Origin of the sequence: Nocardia sp. NPDC057227, assembly GCF_042669725.1 — a bacterium.
Taxonomy (GTDB): Bacteria; Actinomycetota; Actinomycetes; order Mycobacteriales; family Mycobacteriaceae; genus Nocardia; species Nocardia asteroides_A.
Window position 1 is genome coordinate 116754 of sequence record NZ_JBHUXA010000015.1, and the last position, 18604, is coordinate 135357.

Below are 18604 nucleotides of genomic sequence, written 5' to 3' on the forward strand. Positions count from 1 at the left end.
AACGGATCCCGGTGCTCCTTCTCACAGCGACCCATACCGGCCGGGAGGCGGCGCGAATCTCCTGGTTCCCGCGGTCGTCGGCGGCCCGCATGGCGCCGATCACATCCGCCCAACCAACCCGAGCGGCCGCAACGAATACCACCTACAGTGCGGTCGATCCGACAGCAGGGAGATCCGGTGAAGTTTCTGCTCGCATTCAACGGGACCCGCGGTGACGTCCAGCCCGCCGTTGTGGCCGGTGCGGAGCTGCAGCGGCGCGGTCACGACGTGGTGCTCGGGGTCCCGCCCAACCTCGTCGAGTTCGCCGCCGCGGCCGGGCTGGACGCGCGCCCCTTCGGCTACGACACCAGGGCGCACATGAAGTCCGAGCCGGTGCAGGCCGCGCTGCGCGGCGGCGGACCCCGGCAGCGGCTGCGCGCCCTCGCCGAGGTGCGCGACCTGGGCTGGGCGCAGGGCGTGCGGGACATGGGCGCGCTCGCCGACGGCGCGGACGCCATCGTCACCGGCTTCGTCACCGAGCAGATCGGGCTCGCCTACGCCGCCGCCCGCGGCGTGCCCGGCGTGCTGCTCCAGCACGCCCCCATCCGGCCCAACCGCAGCACCTTCCCGGTCCCCGGGGTCTCCCCCGCACTGCCCGGCCCCGCGAAGGCCGCGGGCTGGTGGGCCGTCGAGACCGCCATGTGGGCGCTGACCCGCAACCGGCAGAACGCCCTGCGCCGCTCCCTCGGCGCACCCGGCCGCGCGCCACGCTCCCCGCGCGCGGACGCGGAGATCCAGGTCTACGACCCCGCGCTCTGCCCCGAGCTGGCGCTGGAGTGGGCGGGCACGCACCGGCCCTTCACCGGCTTCCTCGACCTGGCCGCCGAGCAGCGCGCCCGGATCGGCGCCGACACCGGCCCCGAGCTGCTGGCCTGGATCGAGCGCGGCGACCCGCCGCTCTACGTCGGTTTCGGCAGCATGCCGATCGCCGATCCGGCGGCAACGGTCGCCGCGGTCACCGCCGCCTGCGCGCACTTCGGGGTCAGGGCGCTGATCAGCGGGGGCTGGCACGACCTCCCGGTGCCCGAGACCGAGACGGTCCGGGCGATCGGCAGCGTCGACCACGAACTGATCTTCCCGCGCTGCCGAGCCGTGCTGCACCACGGCGGCGCCGGGACAACGGCGGCCGCGCTGCGGGCCGGGGTGCCGAGCCTGATCGCCTGGATCGGCTCGGACCAGCCGTTCTGGGGGTCGGTCTGCGAGCGGTTCGGCGCGGGCGCATCGACCAGGGCGAGGGGGCTCACCACCGAGATCCTGATCGACAAGTTGCGCACCGTCCTCGCCCCGGAGACCGCGGCGGGCGCCGGGGCGCTCGGCGCCCGGCTGATCGGCCCCGACGAGGCGCGCACCCGCTGCGCGGACGCCCTCGAGGCGAGCCTGCACCGCACCACGGCGGGAGCGGACGCATGAGGACGCTGCGCGCGGCCCGGATGCAACCGGAGGACAGCACCTACTGGTTCGTCCGCGAGGCATTCGGCTGGTCGGTGGTGCTGCAGCTGGTCTGGCGCTTCCCGCGCCCGCCTGCCGACCGAGCGCTCCGCGACTTCGCCGCCGGACTCGCCGACGGCGTGCTCTCCCGCCGCATCACCGTCCCGAGCGCCCCGCTGGCGCGGCCGCGCTGGCAGCACGAACCGCACCCCGCCGTGCTGCACACCGATCCAGGCACCGTCCCCGCGGGCGCCGTCGAGGCCTGGGCCGGAGCCGAACTCGACGGCGCGCCGCTCGATCCCGAGCGCGGCCCGACCTGGCGGTTGCGCGGCACCAGGCTCGACGACGGCGGCTACGCGCTCTCGCTCACCACCCTGCACCTGGTCGCCGACGGCCGCACCATGGTCACCGCCGCGCTCGACGCGCTGGCCGGAACCGCCGCCGACCCGCTGGCCCGCCGACCCGAGCCGCGCGGGCTCGCCGACACGGTCGACGGCATCGGCGTGCTCGGCGCCGCCGGTCGCGGCGTCGCAAGGGCGGCCGCCGCCGCCACCCGAACCCGCTCCGCCGCACCGGAGATCACCCGCACTCGAACACCGGCACACGAGCGCGCCCCGCTGGCCCGCCCGGCCTGGACCACCGTCACGGTCGCCGCCGAGGCATGGGAGCGGGCGGCCCGCGCGCACGGCGGCACCCCGAACACGCTCTTCGTCGCGGTGCTCGCCGGTGCACTGCGGGCCGCGGGCTACACCGGCACGCTCAAGCTCGGCATCCCGGTGAGCACCCGCGCCGACGGCGACGAGGGCGGCAACGCCACCGCGGGCGTCTCGGTGCCGCTGGAAGGGGACCCCGCGCCCGGTGCCGACCTCACCGCGCTGCGCCGCGCCTGCAAGGATGCCTTCACCCGGCTCGCCGCCGGAAACCGCACGCCCCTGGTGCATCTCACCCCGCTGCTCGGGCTGCTGCCCACCAGGGCCGTCGTGAAAGCGGTGAGCTCCGGCTCCGGTATGCCGGACGCCGTCGCCTCGAATCTCGGCGACTTCCCCGCCGAGCTCGCCCGCATCGGCGACGCGACCGCGAGCGCCGTCGCCTTCCGCGGCATCGCCCAGGGCGTCGACCCGACGCTGCCCTACCGCTTCGGCGACGGGGTGCAGTCCTGGCTGCTCCGGATCGGCGGCTCGATCACCTTCTCGGTCGCGGCATTCGACGAGCAACACTTCCCCGGCGACACCCTGCGCACGCTGCTCGGGGCCGAACTCGACCGCTGGGGCGTGCCACGGGTGCTGTGGTGAACCGCCCCGATCCGGGCTCGACCGGCGGAGATGCGATCCCGCCGCAGAGCCACTACCCTGCGGGAATGGACCGTGTTGCCGGAGCAGACGAGTCATACCTCCTCGCCGAACGGCTTTTCGGGATGGCGGCGCCGATCCAGTACGCCTGGATCTTCCCCGCCGAGCCCGATCCCGCCGCGCTGGCCGGATTCGGGGATCAGCTGGCCGCCGGGCTACTGAGCCGCAAGGTGGTTCCCGCGGTGGTCCCGTTCGCCAGGCACCGCTGGGTGCGCTCGCCGCACCCGCCGGTGCTGCGCATCGAACCGGAGCCGGTGCCGGACGGCGAGATCGGCGCCTGGGCCGACCGCACCCTGCGCACCGCCGACCTCGACCCCGCCGCCGGGCGCGGCTGGCAGCTGGTCGGCACCCACACGGTGTCCGGGAAATTCGTGCTCTCCCTGCTGATCTCACACATGGTGACCGACGGCCAGGGCCTCTACAACGCCTTCGCCGCCGCGCACGCGGGCACCTCCATGAGCGGCCTGCCCAGCGAGGACGAAGTGCGCGGCTGGCCGAGAGTCCGCGCCGACCTGAAGGATTCGCGCACCGCGCTCGGCGAGGCGGCGTCGTCGGCGCGGGTGATCGGCACCGAGCTGTGGCGGCAGCGCAAGGCCGCCGAGTCCGGCGCGAAGCCGGTCGCCGCGAAGGCCGCGCCGCGCTCGGGAACCGCCGAGTCCGGCTCCACCCTCGCCATCGTCGACGTCGACCGGAACGCCTGGACCGCGGCCGCGACCGCGGCGGGCGGCACCGGAGCCACCCTGTTCACCGCGCTGCTCGGCGGCCTCGTCCGTCGCTCCGGCTACCCGCTCGCCCCCGACGGGCTGCTCAAGGTCTGCATCGCCGTGAGCAACCGGGAGGACGGCGACGACCGCGCCAATGCCTCCGGCGGCGTCTGGATCCGGGTGCCGGGTGAGATCGGCCCGGACGCCGGGCTCGCCGAGATCCGCGCGCTGAGCAAACAGGCCTTCATCGAGTACCGCACCCGCGACGACACGCTCACCGAGAACCTGCAGCCGGTGGTCCGGCTGCTGCCGAAGGCGGTCATCCGCAAGCTCATGCGCGCGGTCCCCGGCCCGGACACCACCGTCTCCAACCTGGGCGCCGCACCGGACAGTGCCCTCGAGATCGGCGGGCAGCGCGCCGAGTCGTTCGCCATTCGCGCCATCATGCAGGGGCAGTCGGCGGCCGAGCGGCGCAGGCAGGGCCCGGCCATCGCCGCCTGGGCGGTGGAGTACGACGACAAGATCACGCTCACCTTCTTCGGCATCGACCCGGATCACTTCGGCGACGCCGAGCAGCTGCGCAAGGCGATCGCCACCGAGCTCGACTCCTGGGGGCTCGCGGGCACGCACTGGTGAGGTTCAGCGCAGCCGGTGCCGCCGGGCGGCGAACTCCGCCCGGCGCCGCGCCGGGGTGGTGCCGGTCCACCGCTTGTACGCGTGGATGAAGCTGGCCGCCTCCGCGTAGCCGAGCCGCACCGCGATCTCCTCCACCGACTCCGTCGTCTCGGCGAGCAGCCGATCGGCCGTGGCGTGCCTGGCCTGATCCAGCAGCACCCGGAAGCTGGTCCCCGCCGCGGCCAGCCTGCGGCGCAGCGTGCGCGGGCTGACGCTGGCCCGCGCCGCCAGGTCCTCGAACGAGGGCGCGCCGCCGCCGGGTGCGCCCAACCGGGAGCGGAGCTCGCGCGCCAGCGCCGCCGCGTACGGGTCGCGGCGGCGGGCCAGCAGCGCCCGGCACTGCTCGACGCAGCGGGCGTGCGTCTCGGCGTCGGCGTGCGGCAGTGGCCGATCCAGCACCGCCACCGGGAAGTCGACCGAGCTGCCCGGCTGGTCGAAGCGGAGCGGGCGGCCCATGAGCCGCCGCAGCGCGTCGGCGTGCTCCGGTTCCGGGTAGGAGAGCCGCACCTCGCTCGGCAGCTCCGCCGCGCCCGCCATCTCCGCGATCACCGAGAAGCCGGCCAGCAGGTCGCGCTCGATGATGAGCGGGCGCAGCTCCTCAGGGAGGCCGTGGTCCAGGTAGTGCACCCGCAGCAGCTCGGCATCCACCTCGATCCGAGCCCCGCCGAAGGCGTAGCTGAGCTCCCAGAACTCCACCGCCACGCGCAGCGCCGCGCCGACCGTCGCGCTCGTCAGGCAGGCGTAGCCGTACACCCCGAGCGTGCTCACGCCGTAGTAGCGGCCGAGCGCGAGGCCGAGCGCGGGCGGGTAGCTCAGCCCGGACGCCAGGTTGCGCAGCGCCGTGAGCTCCTGTTTCGCCGAGACCACGGAGTCGGGGCCGAGCAGCTCCGGGGTGCGCACGCCGGTGCCCGCGAGCACCGCCGCGGGAGAAAGCCCGCGCTCCAGCGCGAATTCGACGATAATGGCGATCCCGAGCCCGGGGCGCGGGACCTCGGGTGCGATCTCCCCGGTCGCCCGGTACGGCCGCGGTCTTCCGATCGGCATGGATCGCACCCTAGCGACTCTTCCGCAACCGAATGGCCGGTTTCATCAATTCCTTGTCCGGCACTATCCTTCTGCCCGGCGCCGGAGCAGCTTAGGTTCACCTTACGTTCGAGGTGTCCCGGAGGAACAACCCCATGCAGCCAACCAAGGTCGCCGTCATCGGCTCCGGCCCCGTCGGGACCGATCTGATGATGAAGGTGCTGCACGGCGCCCCGACCCTGGAGATGGCGGCCCTGATCGGCATCGACCCCGACTCACCCGGGCTCGTACAGGCCGCCGAGCTGGGCGTCCCCACCTCCGCGCGCGGGCTGGCCGGGTTGCTCGCCATGCCGCACTTCGCCGACATCGCGCTGGTCTTCGACGCCACCACCGCCGGGGCGCACCGCGCCAATGTCACCGCGCTGGCCGCGCACGGCAAGCGGATCGTGCACCTCACCCAGTCCGCGCTCGGTGCCCACGTGGTGCCGGGGGTGAATCTGGACGCGCACGTCGGCGCGGGCAACATCAATGTCCTCACCGGCAGCGCCCAGGCGACCGTCCCGCTCGTCGCCGCCATCGCCACCGTCACCCCGGTGCTGGAGGCCACGGTCTCCGCCGTGGTGGCGGGCACCCCGGCAGCATCCATGACCAGGGATCGGATCGCCGCGCTCACCGACACCACCGCGCACGCGCTGACCGCCGTCGGCGGCGCGCTGCGCGGCCGCGCCTCGCTCAGCCTGGACCGCACCGACCCGCCGCGCGCCACCGTCGCCACGCTGCGCGCCGCCGTCGGCGCGCTCGACCGCCGCGGCCGCGCTGCCGTCGCCGCCGCGGTCCGGGAGGCGGCGAGCCGGGTCGCCTGCTACTCCCCCGGGTTCCGGGTGGCGGGCGAGGTCGGGATCGAGCCGGGCCGGGAACGCACCGACGAGGTGACCGTCGGGCTGAAGCTCACCGGCGCGGGCGCGCACCTGCCCGTGCACGCGGGCGGGCTGGACCTGATGACCGCGGCGGCCGTCCGGATCGCGGAGCGGATCGCGGTCAGCTCCGCGCGCTGAACGTCACGGTGACGGGAACGTCGTCCTGCCAGGGCTGGCGCGTCACCATATCGGCCACCCGCACCTCGCCGCGCTCGAACTCGCCGGTCGCGGCGTCGACCAGCCGATACGCCTGGGTCTGCCGCTGGATCGGCTGCGCGTCCAGCAGCACGACCCTGACCTCACCCGGCTCGAACCCGCAGCGCTCCTGCAGCGCGGCGATGAGCTGTTCGCTGTGCATGTGCCCGTCGCCGAAGTTCCAGCCGAGCGCGGTGCTGCAGATCCGCTCGCCGTCGGTGATCACGTACTCGCCCTCGCGCCCCTCCGGCATGGCCCGGTGCACCAGGGTGAAGAGCGCGCGGCCGTGCGTGTTCATGGCACGGAAGGCGTAGCCGAGATACTGCAGGATCTCCGCTCGTCCCTCGCCGTAGAACTTCTCCAGCTGCGCCTGCGGCATCGAGGCGATGGCGACCACGTGCTCGCCGATCTTCGCCGCCCCCGACGGCTTGACGCACCACACCGTCGTGTCCCAGTTCCCGGCGTAGTACCGCATGCCGGGCAGGAACGAGACGCGCCGCGGGAACAGGTTCCCCGTGATCACGACCGCCGCGCTCACCGCGGGCAGCAGCAGCACCGCCGGGTGCTCGAGATCGCCGAGCCCGACCCCAGCATTGCCGACGAACAGCATCACGATCCCGATGATCATGAACACGTTCCACTCCAGCGGCACCCCCATCGGGATCGCCGTCAGGATCACCAGGTGGAAGGTCACCATGATCGCGGCCGCCACCGCGGTGAGCCAGCTCCCGGTCGCGAAGAACAGCACCACCGGCACCAGCAGCTCCACCGCCGTCCCGCCGTGCGCGAAGAACCGCGCCCGCCCGCCGGGGCGCAGGTCGTCCGGGAAGTTCTCGAAGAACGACCGCTTGAGCCGCTTGGACCGGACCAGCGGGCTGTTCGACATCATGGTCGCCACCACGAACGGGAAGTGCTTGTTCAGCTTCGAGGTGGCCGCACCCATCCAGATCACCACGAATACCAGCTTCGCGGCCACGATCAGGTCGGCGCCGCTGAAGAGGAAGGCGACGGTGAGGGTTCCGTACACCTCCCCGCGCGCCGCCAGGAAGATCACCTTGTCGCGCAGCCCGAGCACCGCGAGCAGGGCCAGGATCAGCGCGATCTGCCACACCGGAAGCAGTCCGACGCCGTACCCCGGGTTCGCCCTTGTCCCATCGCCGGCCAGCGCGATCACCACCGCGACCAGCAGCGCCGCGTACAGCGCGACGTCCACCGGCGTCCGCGCGGTGCCCTTCGTCAACGGGATCACGTTCGGCCACGGCGGCAGCCGGATCGTGCGCGGCCGCAGCCAGTACAGGATCGACCCCATCGGCGGGTTGTACCGATTGTTCAGCGGCCCGAACCCGCAGCCCAGCCCGACCACCTCGAACAGCAGCGTGAACAGCACGACCTTCTGGAACACGATCGGCTCGGTCCACCATTGCCCGATCGGGCCGTCGATTCCTTCCGTTGACAGCGCGATCAGGTACAGCGCGAGCAGGTACGCCAGGATCTTCCCGACATAGAACAGGTGCAGCACCACCGGCGTCCCGAACCCGACCTCCGCCCAGTGCCGCGCCATGGGCCGGATGCGCTCGCCGCGGGTTCCCGCGCGCCAGGTCTCCAGGTCGACGACCGGCAGGTCGGGCGTGCGAAAACCCATCGGTACCTCCGCGTACAGCGTCCGGGCCGGGCGGCCCCGGATACGGTGACACGTGTTGCAGTTTTCTGTCAATCGATTGTCCGCGAACGCCTCTCGTAGCCGACCGGACGCCGGGCCTCGCTCCGCAGCCGGCGAGGCTCACTTGTCGGTGCCCGACGCCATAGTGATGCCCATGAGCTATGACTGCGTGAATCTGACCGCGTCCATCGGCGACAAGACCTGCCCGCTGCGCCACTATCTGGACCAGCGCTACCCGAACATCAAGCCCATCCAGCCGGCCTTCCGCGCGAACGCCGGCACGCTGCAAGTGCCCGGCACCGGCACCGCACCAGGAACGGTTGGCGCCGCCTTCGACTTCCTGCTGCGCGCCGCTTTCGACACCGGCTACGTCCCCCCCGGGTCGCCCTGCTGGCCGGTCCGATCTTCGAGCACCTGGACCGCCGCGACACTGTCGCCACGGTGGCGGCGCTGGCCGGAACCGGCGCGCACCGCTCGGCCACAGCGGAGGCACTGGAGGTCGCGATCCGCGCCAGCTGGGTACTGGTCCTGTGCACCGAGCTCTACCGCAACCCGTTTCTCTTCCCCACCTCCCCGCTGGCCGAGCTGCTGCGCGGCGGCCGCTTCACCGCTGAGCACCTGCTCGAACTCGCCTCGGCCGATGCGATCGACCAGCTGCACGCCATGCATGTTCTGGCCACCGCCGAGTTCGTTGAGCTTCTCGCCGCTCCGGCCACCATGGAGCAGGGCCCGGTCTTCACCGCCTCCACCCTGTGCGCCGCCGACGCCGACTTGATCGTCGACGGCACCCTCATCGAGGTCAAAACACGCCTCGGCGCCGCGAACGTGCGCACCGGACAGCACTTGGACTCCCAAAGCACGAGCGACATTCACCAGATGCTCGGCTACACCCTATTCGACACCCACGACACCTACCGGATCCGCGCCCTGGCCCTCTACTCCGCCCGCTACGGCCGGCTGCACCGCTGGCCCATGGCCGAGCTGCTCGCCGCCCTTGCCGGCGGTCCGGTCGACCTCGGCGCCGAACGCGCCCGGGTGTGGGAGCTGCTGTCTCAGGGCGACAACCCCCACGCGCCCCGCAAGACCACCGGCTCCACGCTCGTGCGCGCCGAGGCCTGACCCACAGCGGCACACCCTGTTCACGCTCCGCCTCACCCGGATCCGGGGCTGTTCCGGGTGGCGTGGATGCGGGTCCGCGGTCGGCCCGGCACGCCGCAGGCCCGAAGGAGCCGAACGCCTCCGTCACTCTTGAGCTCTTTTCGACAAGCGCCGCAAGCTGCGGCCCGCGGCGGAGTACCGCGACCTCGACGAGGGCGAGTGGAACGAATTCTTCGAGCACTTCGACCGTCACAAGGTTGAGCTCGGCGGTTGCGCACGCCCCTACGGAACCGGCTGCCAGCACGAACATTCTTGCTTCTGCGAACTAATCGGTAATGCCCAAACTGGCGTCGCCTAACCTCACCTCGTGCAATAATCGGCTATTTGGGTGAGCTGCGAAAATACTACCTGCGGTACGGAACGATCGTGAAATCCACCGAAAGTAGGCAGGTTCAGGAAGATGGCCAGGCTGACTGTTTGAAGAATTACCAGAGGGTTCGCTTCGAGCCGGAAGGTCGGATCAATAAGGCAGCCCTCCCAAATTAGCTTTCGTTGCCTGCAGAGAACCTTCTCGCTATCGACTTCAGCTCTTCGAACTCGGAAACGCGGGTCGCCAACTCTGTATCGTTTTTGGAATAGCGATTTCCAACAACGACCCCGGTTGGCCCGTTTTCGATTCGCACGTAGAAGAGGGAGTCTACGATCGCGCAGTCTACTCGCAGGTTCGAGGGGACGGTATTTATATCGACTTCATAGACGGCAAAGCCAGCCGACTCTTGATCTCTCATTATCTGCAACAGTTGCGCATCGCGACGAGCATGGACAAATATGCGTTCCACTCTTACCCCGCGGTCAGCTGCATCCTTCTGCGCTGCGAGATAATCCTGATGGTTTCCGAGTAGCTGATAGCTAAGCTGGTCAACGTCTTGAATGGAAACTGCTTTGACGTAACGCGCGCTTCTGCTAATAGCGTCAATCAGTATTGTCAGCTCGTACTGGGTAGCACGGAATGTTCCTCGCGCCAGGCTCTCTAGATCATCGCGACACTTCCCGAGAATTCGTTCCGCGCGTGCCCGGAACACCGGATCCGCAATTGTGTTTGGTACGCGGTCTCGTGCAGAAACATCCGCGAGATGATCGATCGATCGGAGAATCTTCACTACATTCATGGCATGCTCCGGGTAACGCAGAGCCGTCGAAGTGATCTCCCCAATGTCAGCGAAAGCTTGGCGGAACTTTGCATTTCTTACCAGTATCTCTGCCTGAAGCGACAGGCCGACGCCGACCAGGCTAGCTATGAAGCTGGTATCTGCTGGCACTCCAGCTAGATATGAGACGATGCCTGCAATTACCGAAATAAATGAACCAATAATAGTAGCGAGATATTCTGACGAAACGAGACTATTGTTGCCAGCCGATCGGGTCATTTGTGCTCTCCTGGTCGGAATCAACGCGATCCCGAACTTCCGCAGTAGTACTAAAGCTCGGGTTCGCTCGATCGTAGTAGGTTCGGTTGGTCGGCGTACGGCTTCGACCGGGGCGGTGTTATTTTGACGCGGCGCGGAGTGAATCCGCCTTGAGAGCCCGCGTCGGAATGATGTATCGCTCCACTGATTGAACGCCTTCGCGGGCCCGCTGCGCGGCCGCTTGCCGGATCGCGGACTCGACGAACGCGGTGTAGACGAACACGCCCGTGGTCAGGCGGACGTAGGTGAAGTCGGCGACGAGCAGCATGCTCGGCGCCGGGACCCGGAACTGCCGGTCGACCAGGTCCGGTGCCCTCGACGCGGCCGGGTCCGGTTCTGTGGTGCGGACCTTCTTGCACCGCGCGACACCTTTCCCGCCGTTGGCGCGCTTCAGCCTTTACACCGTACACCGCGCGACCGCGATGCCCTGGCGTTGCAGGTGAGCCCACATCTTCACCGCCCCGTACAACGACTCCGGCGCTCGCCGGCCGCGCTCATCGGGCTCGTAGTTGGCCGGCGAGGATCTCGGTGAGGGCGGTGTCCCACAGGGCCCGTTTCGACGGCGCCCGACGCGCCCAGGCATGGAAGGTTCTCGGGGCGATCGTGCACGCGTGCGCGCTCAGCGCACGGCAGATCGGAACGACCCCGAACCGAGCTCGATGCTCGGCGATGAACCTGCAGATGAAGTCCGTCGCGGGTCGTTCGCCCGCGCGAAGAAAGATGTTGCTGCAGAGAGGATCTCGATGGTCTGCTCCAGCTCGGCGATCTTGCGTTTCTGCTCACGGATCGTCCGCGCTGCCTCCGTCGTCGCCCCTTCGACCTCACCCCGGTCGATCTCGGCTTGGCGGACCCGCTTACGCAGGGTTTCGGTGGTCATCCCCAGCCGCGCCGAGACCGCCTTCATCGCGGCCCACTCACTGTCGTAGTCCTCACGATGATCGATGACCAGCCGGACAGCCTTGGCCTTGAGCGCTTCGTCGTACTTCGCAGGCATGATCTGCCCATCCTTCCCAAGAAAGAAGGTGAGCACCAAACCCGGGGCGGTTCAGTGTCGATCGTTCGATCGACATTGTGACAGCAGCAAGGGCACCAGCGCCCATTTCGGCTCGTAGCTGAGATGGCTGTGAGGTTAGATCTGACTACAAGGCTGCCTCCTCCGCCAACCGATGAGCGGCGGCAGCGCACAAGCGATCACATCGGGGGCAGTCCTCGGTGGCGAGCAAGGTGGAGTGTTGTAATGGCACGGGCGGTGTGTGCACGGGATCGGCCAGCAGGTCTCCGGCAGCGAGGCCATGCTCACCGAGTGGCTGCCCGCGCTCAACAGCGGCTTGGTCCTGCCCGCCGCGGACAAGCTCCCCGACAGCAAGGCGGGGTTCTACGGGGACCTGTTCCGCCCACCCGGCCAGACGTTGTCGGGCCCGGAGACGTGGCACGACGTCGACCCCGGATTCGAGCAAGACCTGCCCACCGCGTAGTAAGAAGCGGCCACAGCCAGCGACCTCACCGTACAGGTCCCCGAGGATCAGCGCCTGGGCCACACACCGAAGTCGATGCAGCGCCTGCAGGGCACCCTCGGATCCCCGCGGGGAATCCCGAACCTGATCTTTCCACCGACTCGACCCCGCCCCACCGACGGCCTCTGCGCCTGGCCCCGCGAGCGAACAATTCTGTGAAGCACCATGACTGACAATCCCGAAAGTCCGGATGAGTACAGGAAGGCATATGACGGCGAACGATTTCAACTGGAAGATCGGAATCCCGGGATTCCTGCAGATCGAGATGGGGCCGAATTCGACACGGGCACTCGGTCAGGTATGGAAGCGGCAATCGAAGTTCAGCGGCCAGTGCATCATCGTCGATCGCTGGTCCGGCCTGGCGCTGGATTCCACACCTGACCCTCATCGGAACACAGAGCCGGTCATGTGGACCGTTCACGGCGACCCGTGGCAGAGGTGGCGGATCATCAAGCTGCCGAGCAAGAAGGTGCTGATCGCCAGTGAGATCGGCGGCCTTGTACTGACTACCGAGAACGCGCCGACGGATGGTTCGCGAGTATGGCTCGATTCGTATCGCGGTTACCCACAACAGCAGTGGCAATTGACGCGCAGCGATGACCAGAGAGCCTTTCAGATCGAATCTGTCGTTTCAGCTCACGCGCTCGATGCCGACTATTCAGCAAAGCTACCTGCCGCGGGTGAGGGACATAGCATCAGCGATCCATCCAAGCCGCTGATGTGGACGAACTGGAACGGCGGCTGCCAGCAGTGGACGATCGCGCGTCCTCTCTGATGCGCCAGGTGGTCATCGAGAGGTCCGCTGGCCAGCGTCTCGCACCGATGCCGTTCCGCCGCAGGGCTTCCTCGCCTGTAGCGGCAATCCCTGCTCGTCCACCAGGGAGGTACTGCCGCCCGGGGATGTCCGAGCATCCCTTTGGCGCGATCATTTACAAGCGCGCCGGTGGCGCGATTAGGGTTAGATTTGTTGTACGGCGGCGCCATCGCGGTCACGTTGGCTAAGTCGCTTGTGCGGAGCACGGGTGAAAAGATTCGGGGGCTTGATGGCGCTGCCGGTGGCGTGTGCGCGCAGGATCGGGCAACAGGCTCCTACGGCGGAGTCATGTTCAGGGACTTGTTGCTTGGGATCGACCGCGGACTGCTGCTGGCCGGGGTTGTGTGGCTCTCCCCGGCCGATGGCGCGGCCGGCTTCTCCGGGGAAGTGGCAACGACAGGTTCTGCGCCAAGACGTCGATTCTCACCGGTCGGCCTCGCCCGGCGAAGTGAGGCGTTACGGTGCTCTTTGCCGCGCTGGATGCGCGAACGGGGCACGGTTGTCGACTTGCCGAACTGGTTCACAGCGGATGCGTCGATCGAGTGAGGGTGGTGCTCGACGAGCTTGGTGCGTCCGGATCGATCGACTGGTCGAGGATGGTGGTGGACGCGGCGTCGGTGCGGGCGAAAAGGGGGGCGATCTGACCGGCCCGAGCCCGGTCGACCGCGCCAAGGCCGGCTCGAAACTGCATGTGCTCTGCGACCGCGCCGGGATCCCGCTCGCGGTGGCGGTCTCGGCGGCCAACACCAACGACGCCCAAGCTCTGCGACCGCTGGTCCGGGCGATCCCGGCGGTTCGCTCCCGGCGCGGACCTCGCCGACGACGGCCGGCGAAGCTGAACGCCGACAAAGCCTATGACCACGCCGAGGTCCGTGCCTGGGTCCGCGACCGCGGCATCGGAGTCCGCATTGCGCGCAGGGGCTTCGAGTCCAGCGAGCGTCTCGGCCGGCACCGGTGGGTGATCGAGCGGACGATCTCCTGGCTGACCGGCTACCACCGGCTCGACCTGCGCTACGACCGCAAGGCCGCGCACTTTCTGGGCTTCCTCACCCTCGCGGCGGCGTTGACCGGGTACAAGAAACTTGCGAAGGTGAACCAGCCCACCTGAGACACGGTCTTATGAACGGTGCGCCGGGAATGCCGAAAGTGATTCTCGTTCTCTATCGGGATTTCTCGAACTACGACCAGTTTCAACGTTCCGGCGCAGGCGGGTTCTGCCCATACGCGAACCGTATGCACGCGCCAGAGAAGCCCTCCAAGGGACCTTTGGCCACCTTCGTTGCCGAGGTCCAGAATGGTCCGATCGGCGCCATCTTCTGGTGGGACCCGACGATCGAGGGGGCGGGAACAAACATCTGCTCTCAGCGACTGGTCCCACTCCAGGAACACCGAGAGCTTCCCTACGCCGAACTACATCAGGAGGAGTGGGATCGTGCAGATATGATGAAGCGCGCGCAGGATCTGCTGGCCGAGCACGAGGGGTCGGATGCCCCAGCACCCGAGGGAACCGTCCCTTGACTCGCTGCCGTCGGGATCGTCGGTGATATCGGGCATCGTCCATGGCCCGTTGAGCGGGCACTGCATGTTCCGTTCTCGCGGGTGCGCATGCCTTTGCCCTCGATAGAGGCGCAGCCTTGCGCGGTGAGGACTATCAGGTCGGTTTCAATGGCGCGCTGGCGTAGTCTGACCGCGGGCACGATGACCCCGCCCATCGCCACTCCCGGGATCCGGTAGCGGCCTGTCCATCAGGTCATCCATCGACGTACATCGCCTCACTGGACGCGGTCGGTTCCTGCCCCTCATCGACAAACTGCACGCGCTCCCCCGGTCTCCGCGCACCCCACTCGCTGCCTGTCAACGGTATCCGCTTCGAGCCGGTTCTGGGCAAGTCACGCTCCATCGGGAATCTCGAAGGCGGATCGAGACCCTGACGCCCCGATGCCTGTCCCCCGCGACTCCACGGACTGCTCCTGCTCGTCAGCGAAATTGCCGCAATTCATGACCACCGCAGTCTCGCGTGCCGCTCCCCGGCCAGCGCCATCGCAGGTGGTTCCGCCTCGCCGGCTGGCAGAGGTCAGAGATCATTGGCGTCGACCAGGCGGTCCTGGATCGCCCGCGCGACGAGTGCTGCCTTGGTAGGAGCAGGTCGCCCTACAGCGGCATATTTCGTGCGGATCCGTTCCAGATGCGTGCCGACCGTGCCGGGCGTGATGTGCAGGTGTCGACCGACGAGAGCTTTGGACTCGGTCTGGAACCAGGCCAGCAATACTTGACGCTCGCGCGGCGACAGCGCTGGCCGGGTCGGGCGGTGATCTTGTGCCATAGCCTGCGCCATTGCGCCGGTGACGTGAGCCCGACTCGAGGCCGCCGCGCGCACTGCCGCGATCAGCTGTTCGGGTTGTTCTTCTTTGGAAACATAGACAGCCGCCCCGATGTCGAGGCAGTCCAGGACGAGGTCGCCGTCGGCGTGACTGGAGTAGACCACGACGCGAAACCCGCCCTCGCACAACTGGGTCAGCGCACCGAGGTCCGGGACCCGCTGGTTGAACTGGAGATCCAGAATCACCACGTCGAACTGGGCGGGGCTCGCGGCAGGGTCGTCGAAGAACGCAGATGGGTTGGTGTAGCTGGCTGCGAGATCGATGGGCGGATCGGCGGCAGCGCACCAGCTCGCGACACCGCCGGTGACGACCGAATGATCGTCGATGACAGCCACGGTCAAGATCGCCTCTGCTCGGGCGGACATCGTGCTGGTTCTCCTCGGGGACGGTCCGGGCCCGTGCCCGGGACAGCTACAGAAACGCCGACTTTATGCCAGAGGTACCGTTGTCCACACCAGTTCACCCGCAGCCACCACAACTCCATCGGGCGTACACATCTTCGCAGCGTCACGTGCGGCCGCCGAACAGTCGCAGGTGACACTCAGCGTCGGTGGCTCATCCCGAGCGCCGGCACCGATCAAGACCACCCGGGCTCGGGTGCGAGCGCCTTCGAGCAAGATCATCGGCGCGGCCAGAACGCTGCTACGCGCAGGCGCCGACAGCAGTGGCACAGCCCCGATCACCGAACGCTTCACTACGACACCGCGGCGCTCGGCGGCCGAGATCGCCACGGTCAGTTCATCGATCAGCGGGTGCGCGGACACCTCGACGGGATCGAACATCCGCCGGAGCCGGGCAGATTCGATGAGGCACTTCGCGCGGACGGCTGGATTTCCGGCCGGATCGTCAGTGTGGAGGAGCCCGGTCAGTAGGGGAACGAGTTCGCTGGAAAGTTGGCGTAATCGCACCAGATTGTCGTGGTGCAGCGCTTCGCGCACCGCGGCCGCCGCCCGTACCTCGGTCAGCCCGGTCAACGCCGCCTCGCTGTCGCGGACAGTAACGCGCAACAGATTGCTGAACCAGATCGCCAACGCCTGCAGCGTGGCGACGCTGATCACTGCGTACACCAGCGCGACCGAGGATCGGGTCTGTCCACTATGGCTGATCACCACCACCACTTCACCGCCCCACAGGATGGCCAGCACCCACATGCTTGCCCAGGTCGGCCTTCTGCCCGACATGGCAGCAACGTGCCAGCCCAGGGCCCCTACCGCCCAGTTCGCGCCGGTGGCGAAATCGGCTGAGTCGAGCAAGGTCACCTGTATAGGTCCGGCCACGACGGCGGTCACCATCGTGGCCCACCACATCAGCATCGGAATCTCCCAGCGAGCGTCGACGACTGCGATGACGGTGATCGCGAGTACGACCGCCAGCACCAGCGATTGTCCCGTCGGATGGGCGGCCGCAAGCCCCAGAGGGCTCTGTATCGCGGTGACGATGGCCGCGACGAGCACGAGGCCGTATCGGTAGCCGCCGAGCAGGCGTTCACTGTGGTCGACCTTCGCCGGACCGGGCGAGGTGTGTGGGATCGAATGCCAATCGATATCGATTTCCGTACCCCCGCCCGGCGCTGAGCGGATCTCGACGGCCACTCCGGCGTCGGCCAGCCGGCGCCGTATCGAGTTACGAACGCCGTAGCGGGCGCCTACCGCGCGCGGATCAGCGGGATCGAAGCCGACACCGTCGTCGGCGATGACGAGCCGGTCGTGGGCGAGTCGAATACTCACCTCACTGGCTGCGGCGTGGCGATCGACGTTGGTCAGCGCCTCACGCGCCGCGGCGAGCACAGCACGGCCGATCTCCGAGGGCACCTGCAGGGTTTCCGGACCCACGTACCGTACGGGCGTGCGGGTCGATTCGCCGAGCTCTGCCAGTGCCTGTGGCAGTTCGATGCTCGGGTTGCCCTCGTAAAGCCCCGCGCGGCGCAGAGCGCGCAGATCGCGGCGCAGCTGTGCGTGCAGGATGCCGGCCGGGACACGGACCCCGTGCGCCAGCATGGCCAACGTCGCGGCCGCGGTGTCGTGCATCGTGGCCCACGCTTCCCGCTCAGCACGCTCTCGCGCCGTCGCGACCTCGGCGACGGTCTCGGCGTACGCGAGCTCGGCCTGGGCGATATCGGTGTTCGCCGCCGCGCGGAGCACCAAAGCTCGCAGGGTTGCCGCCATCGCCCATTCGACGAGTACGAAGTCGAGATTGAAGATCGTCAGCGGATTACCCACACCCGGCACTCGCGCTGCCCCGGCCGCCCAGCAACCGACGACGACGAGAGCCATCGACAACGAGCGCAGCGGACTGCACGAGATCGCCATCGCCACCACCGCGGTCGCACCGACCGCGAGCATCGGTGTCCCCACAGTGGTGAATTCCGGACCATCGACCAGCACCGGCGTGGCCAGAACATACACAGCCGCGACCGTGACGTCCCGGACCGGCCACCAGCGGACCGGTCGATCGGTGGCCAACCTGAACGTCGCCCACAACAGCAGGACCGCAGAGACCGCCGCCCCCGCGCCGGTCCCGGTGCCCCCGATGAGGTGGGCACTCGCAGCCAGCGCTTCCACCGCCGCCAGCAGGACCACGCCGAGCCCCCGAGCCCGCCCTGCCACTGAGGTGACGGTGAGACCGTCACCCGGACCCGCTGCACCGTCACCACCCTCGACCGCCCGGCTCACCACACCCCACTACTCGCGCTCTCCACTCTCACAGCAGGACCCGAGCTGCTGGTCGGCCCAAGCACCGCCAACTTCGCAGGACAGCGATGGCCCGACATAGCGGGTGCCGGGCCGCCTGGTCGATCGGCATTTGCGAGGCCGGCACTGCATTCAGCCGTGCACCACAGTAGTACGGGTTGTCCGGCGAACACCAGATAGCGCTGCAACTCTCCACCTGCGAGGCTGCTGAGTATCGGTTCATCGGTATTTGCTCACGCCATTCATCCACGCTCTCGATAGGTAGTCCCCGATGCGTTGCTCAGTCCTCAGCAGGAACACTTCGAAGTCGCGTCGACTTAGGGCAATTTTCGCTCACAGGGGGCCGTCGCCTCGCCCGAAACGCCGAGGTCGACGCATCGGCCCAGCAGCTGAATAACCCTCTGACATAGGGAGAGTAATACCTCCGGCTCGTTCGATGAGCTGGTTTGGATTTCATTAATACTATTGTCCATACAAAGAAATTTCAATGCGAAATTACTTTCAGCACGTGTCCGTCTCGATGGCGGGCACATTTAGTGCTTAGGTACGAACCGAAGGATTGACGGTGAGTAACTCCAGGAGACGAGCAGCCAGGTGGTTAAGGCCCTTGGGCGCCTTCGTCGCGGGTGCGGCAATTGTGGCTACGGGGTC

Annotated in this window: 13 protein-coding genes and 2 pseudogenes; 9 read left to right on the forward strand and 6 right to left on the reverse strand. The window is 68.3% G+C overall.

The features are described from left to right. Window positions 1-177 precede the first annotated feature (177 nt). The 3 genes from ACFUJ1_RS21270 to ACFUJ1_RS21280 all read left to right on the forward strand — a co-directional run bounded on the left by ACFUJ1_RS21270 (window position 178) and on the right by ACFUJ1_RS21280 (window position 4156). Entirely contained in the window at window positions 178-1449 is a 1272-nt protein-coding gene (locus ACFUJ1_RS21270) for a glycosyltransferase (RefSeq protein WP_378648041.1), read from the forward strand. Then, window positions 1446-2759, forward strand: a complete 1314-nt coding sequence (locus ACFUJ1_RS21275; RefSeq protein WP_378648042.1) for a hypothetical protein — start codon at window positions 1446-1448, stop codon at window positions 2757-2759. The genes ACFUJ1_RS21270 and ACFUJ1_RS21275 overlap by 4 nt, the downstream gene beginning before the upstream one ends. 65 nt (window positions 2760-2824) lie before the next feature. Then, entirely contained in the window at window positions 2825-4156 is a 1332-nt protein-coding gene (locus ACFUJ1_RS21280) for a hypothetical protein (protein ID WP_378648044.1), read from the forward strand. A gap of 3 nt (window positions 4157-4159) precedes the next feature. On the opposite strand, the gene ACFUJ1_RS21285 is transcribed toward ACFUJ1_RS21280, so the two are convergent. Next, the gene (locus ACFUJ1_RS21285) at window positions 4160-5239 is read right to left on the reverse strand and encodes an AraC family transcriptional regulator (protein WP_378648046.1); all 1080 of its coding nucleotides are present in this window, start codon (window positions 5237-5239) and stop codon (window positions 4160-4162) included. Window positions 5240-5373: 134 nt separating this feature from the next. Between ACFUJ1_RS21285 and ACFUJ1_RS21290 the strand changes: the two genes are divergently transcribed. Beyond that, complete coding sequence (locus ACFUJ1_RS21290; RefSeq protein WP_378648048.1) at window positions 5374-6273, forward strand: acetaldehyde dehydrogenase; 900 nt, start codon at window positions 5374-5376, stop codon at window positions 6271-6273. Here the strand turns inward: ACFUJ1_RS21290 and ACFUJ1_RS21295 are convergent. Then, window positions 6257-7972 (reverse strand): DUF3556 domain-containing protein, encoded by a 1716-nt coding sequence (locus ACFUJ1_RS21295; RefSeq protein WP_378648050.1) that lies wholly within the window; start codon window positions 7970-7972, stop codon window positions 6257-6259. The two genes, ACFUJ1_RS21290 and ACFUJ1_RS21295, sit on opposite strands and share 17 nt — an antisense overlap. Window positions 7973-8431: 459 nt before the next feature. Here ACFUJ1_RS21295 and ACFUJ1_RS21300 point away from each other — a divergent pair, with 459 nt between their 5' ends. Then, window positions 8432-9109, forward strand: coding sequence for a hypothetical protein (locus ACFUJ1_RS21300; protein ID WP_378648052.1), 678 nt, complete (start codon window positions 8432-8434; stop codon window positions 9107-9109). Between the two features lie 521 nt (window positions 9110-9630). On the opposite strand, the gene ACFUJ1_RS21305 is transcribed toward ACFUJ1_RS21300, so the two are convergent. After that, entirely contained in the window at window positions 9631-10515 is an 885-nt protein-coding gene (locus tag ACFUJ1_RS21305) for a hypothetical protein (protein WP_378648054.1), read from the reverse strand. Between the two features lie 149 nt (window positions 10516-10664). Then, window positions 10665-11548 (reverse strand): annotated as a pseudogene (locus tag ACFUJ1_RS21310) (IS3 family transposase); the annotation flags it as partial. 259 nt (window positions 11549-11807) lie between these two features. Here ACFUJ1_RS21310 and ACFUJ1_RS21315 point away from each other — a divergent pair. The 4 genes and pseudogenes from ACFUJ1_RS21315 (at window position 11808) to ACFUJ1_RS21330 (ending at window position 14400) form a co-directional block, all read left to right on the forward strand. Then, entirely contained in the window at window positions 11808-12029 is a 222-nt protein-coding gene (locus ACFUJ1_RS21315; protein ID WP_378648056.1) for a hypothetical protein, read from the forward strand. Window positions 12030-12276: 247 nt separating this feature from the next. Then, complete coding sequence (locus tag ACFUJ1_RS21320) at window positions 12277-12843, forward strand: RICIN domain-containing protein (RefSeq protein ID WP_378648058.1); 567 nt, start codon at window positions 12277-12279, stop codon at window positions 12841-12843. A 584-nt stretch (window positions 12844-13427) separates the two neighbouring features. After that, window positions 13428-13990 (forward strand): annotated as a pseudogene (locus ACFUJ1_RS21325) (IS5 family transposase); the annotation flags it as partial. Between the two features lie 29 nt (window positions 13991-14019). Then, window positions 14020-14400, forward strand: coding sequence for a hypothetical protein (locus ACFUJ1_RS21330; RefSeq protein WP_378648060.1), 381 nt, complete (start codon window positions 14020-14022; stop codon window positions 14398-14400). A gap of 556 nt (window positions 14401-14956) precedes the next feature. Here the strand turns inward: ACFUJ1_RS21330 and ACFUJ1_RS21335 are convergent. Together ACFUJ1_RS21335 and ACFUJ1_RS21340 are read right to left on the reverse strand one after the other, a co-directional pair. After that, entirely contained in the window at window positions 14957-15598 is a 642-nt protein-coding gene (locus ACFUJ1_RS21335) for a response regulator (RefSeq protein WP_378648062.1), read from the reverse strand. A gap of 93 nt (window positions 15599-15691) precedes the next feature. Beyond that, window positions 15692-17842, reverse strand: coding sequence for a sensor histidine kinase (locus tag ACFUJ1_RS21340; protein WP_378648064.1), 2151 nt, complete (start codon window positions 17840-17842; stop codon window positions 15692-15694). Window positions 17843-18604 lie beyond the last annotated feature (762 nt).